The organism is Nitrosophilus sp., assembly GCF_982775275.1.
On record NZ_CEXZHP010000204.1, the window covers coordinates 1 to 2,635 of the forward strand.

The 2,635-nt window shown below is 33.7% G+C and carries 4 protein-coding genes; 1 reads left to right on the forward strand and 3 read right to left on the reverse strand.

The features are described from left to right. The 3 genes from AC30RD_RS08225 to AC30RD_RS08235 all read right to left on the reverse strand — a co-directional run. The coding region (locus AC30RD_RS08225; protein ID WP_489493996.1) for a peptidase U32 family protein at positions 1-819 on the reverse strand (819 nt) is incomplete at its 3' end. Further along, positions 797-1,282 (reverse strand): ankyrin repeat domain-containing protein, encoded by a 486-nt coding sequence (locus tag AC30RD_RS08230; protein WP_489493997.1) that lies wholly within the window; start codon positions 1,280-1,282, stop codon positions 797-799. The genes AC30RD_RS08225 and AC30RD_RS08230, both read right to left, overlap by 23 nt. Next, on the reverse strand, positions 1,282-1,767 hold the full coding sequence (locus AC30RD_RS08235) for a hypothetical protein (protein ID WP_489493999.1): 486 nt from the start codon (positions 1,765-1,767) through the stop codon (positions 1,282-1,284). The genes AC30RD_RS08230 and AC30RD_RS08235 overlap by 1 nt, the downstream gene beginning before the upstream one ends. A 64-nt stretch (positions 1,768-1,831) precedes the next feature. Between AC30RD_RS08235 and AC30RD_RS08240 the strand changes: the two genes are divergently transcribed. After that, the coding region (locus AC30RD_RS08240) for a histidinol-phosphatase (RefSeq protein ID WP_489494000.1) at positions 1,832-2,635 on the forward strand (804 nt) is incomplete at its 3' end.

The following is a 2,635-nucleotide window of genomic DNA, read 5'->3' on the forward strand; positions in this document are numbered from 1 at the left end:
AGCTTCTCTATATACTTTTGTAGTTATAGCAGTATAATAAGGACTTTTTGTTCTCCCTTCAATCTTTAGGCTATCTACGCAGTTACAATCTAATATCTCTTTTATATGGCTTGCGAGATTTAAATCTTTTGCGTTCATTATATATGTTCCCTCACCTTCTACCTCTTCAAGCTTAAAAAGAGTTCCGGTCTCTGGATTTTGGGCATATAGAGTATAAGGGAATCTACAATCATTCGCACAACTTCCTCTATTTGGAACTCTTCCGCTTTGAAGGGTAGATATCAAACATCTTCCGCTATAGGCAAAACACATACTTCCGTGCACAAAAACTTCCAATTCAAGATCAGGGATCTTCTCTTTTATAATTTTTACATCTTTTAAACTTATCTCTCTTGCTACGATTATCCTCTTTACGCCCAGCTCATAATAAACCTGAGCATCAAGATAATTCATAACATTTGCCTGTGTAGATAGATGCAGATCAATATGCGGCGCCACCTCTTTACAAAGTCTAATAACTCCCGGAGTGCTCACAATAAAAGCGTCCGGATTTAATTTTGCCATCTTTTCCACATGAGCTCTAAATAGCTTTATTTGAGAATTAAAAGGAAAACCGTTTATCGTGCAATAAACCTTTTTTCCCTTGCTATGAGCATACTCAATACCCTCTTTAAAAGATTCCAAATCAAACTCTTTTGAGCTTCTAATCCTTAAACTAAAATGGCTAACTCCTCCATAAACCGCATCGGCACCGTATTGGATAGCAATTTTTAACTTTTCTAAATTTCCGGCTGGACTAAGAAGTTCTACTTTTTTCACTCTCTATCACCTCTATCATTCTTTTGTATCCTGTCATTTTTGCATAATCATAAGCGGTATAATCAAAGTTGTCTTTTATATCTGTATCAACTCCTAACGATACTAGATATCTTGTTATCTCTTCGTCTCCATAACTAACGGCGGCCATAAGGGGTGTAAAGCCGGACTTTCTTTTTGTTGTATTTGGATCTATTCCGCTCTCAACCAAAAATTTTACGATATCGGCTCTTCCTTTTTTGATGGCATCATCAATCAATCCAACACCTTCTTCATCAACTTCAAAAATATTGCCTCCAGCTTTTACTAAAAGCTTGAACATAGCAAGGCTTGCGCCGTTTTTTATTGCATATCTTAAAAGGGAATCTCCGTTTTCGCTTTTTATGGAGTTTAAATCCTCAAGCTCCTCAAGAAGCTCTCTAACTCCAATGATATTGTCTCTTTTTATCTCATTAAAAATATTCATCAATCAATCCTCTGTTTTTGAATAATTAGTTCCATCTCACCCATAGGAACGGGGATTCTAACTCTATACTCTTTTTGATTTTGAATAACTTCAATATTTTCTTTGTCTCTTTTTTTAATCACAATTTTATCTTCCGGTAATTCAAAGGATTTTTTCCCTCTATATGTTTTAAAAACTATTCTTCTGCCGTTATACCAAAAAGGCAAGTCATACTCTCTATAATAGGTAGTAGCACCTTCTCTTTTTTCCATCTTTATATGAAGGATATAGATTTTTTTATCTTTATTATAGGTCTCTATCTCATAATCATAAAGTTTATATACTCCTTTTGGAGACTCAATATAAGCCGTTGCTTCTATTATCAAAATAGGCTCTTTTGCTTTTTTTGCCTCAGTTGCAAAAAACTCTTCAAGATTTTCTTGCGCATTTTGCCCATAAACCGCACTTAAAAGAAGAAGTAGTGCAAAAAATATCTTTTTAATCATAACTTTCCCCCGATTTGATGATAAAATATATTAATATTATATCAAATCTTTAAAAAGGGTTTAAATGAAAGTAGATCTTCACAACCATACAAAATTATGCAACCACGCAACGGGCGAAGTTGAAGAGTATGTAAAAAAAGCCATAGAAAAAGATATAAAAATTTTTGGATTTAGCGATCACGCCCCGATGGATTTTGATAAAAACTATAGAATGGGCTTTGAAGATATGAAAATTTACGAAAAATGGATAAAAGATGCTAAAGAGAAGTTCAAAGAAAAAATAGAGATACTTTTTGCATATGAGGTAGACTTTTTACCAGGTTTAATGGATAAAAGGGTGTTAGAAGCGGATGTTGATTATTTGATAGGTTCGGTTCATTTCTTGCCAAAATCAAAAAGCCACAAAGAGATAGTTATACATCAAGATCTTTGGGGTTTTGATAATCCAGAATTTATAGGCGAATACAAAAATCAAGATATAAATAAAATATACCAAGACTATTTTGACGCAATTGAAGCGATGGCAAAAAGTTCTCTTTTTGATATAGTTGGCCATTTGGATTTGATAAAAGTTTTCAATTTCAAACCCACCAAGGATATTAGATTAATCGCCCAAAAGGCATTAAAAGCTATCAAAAAATCTGATATGGTTTTAGAGATAAATAGTGCCGGATTTAGAAAACCGGTCAATGAGCCCTATCCCAGTAAAGAGCTTTTAGAGGTGGCATATGAACTAGATATTCCCATTACTTTTGGAAGTGATGCACACAAACCTGAACAGGTCGGATTTAAATTGGAAAAGATAATTGAGCTTGCAAAAGAGATTGGGTATAAAAAATGTGCAATTTTTAGAAAAAGGGAGAGAGAA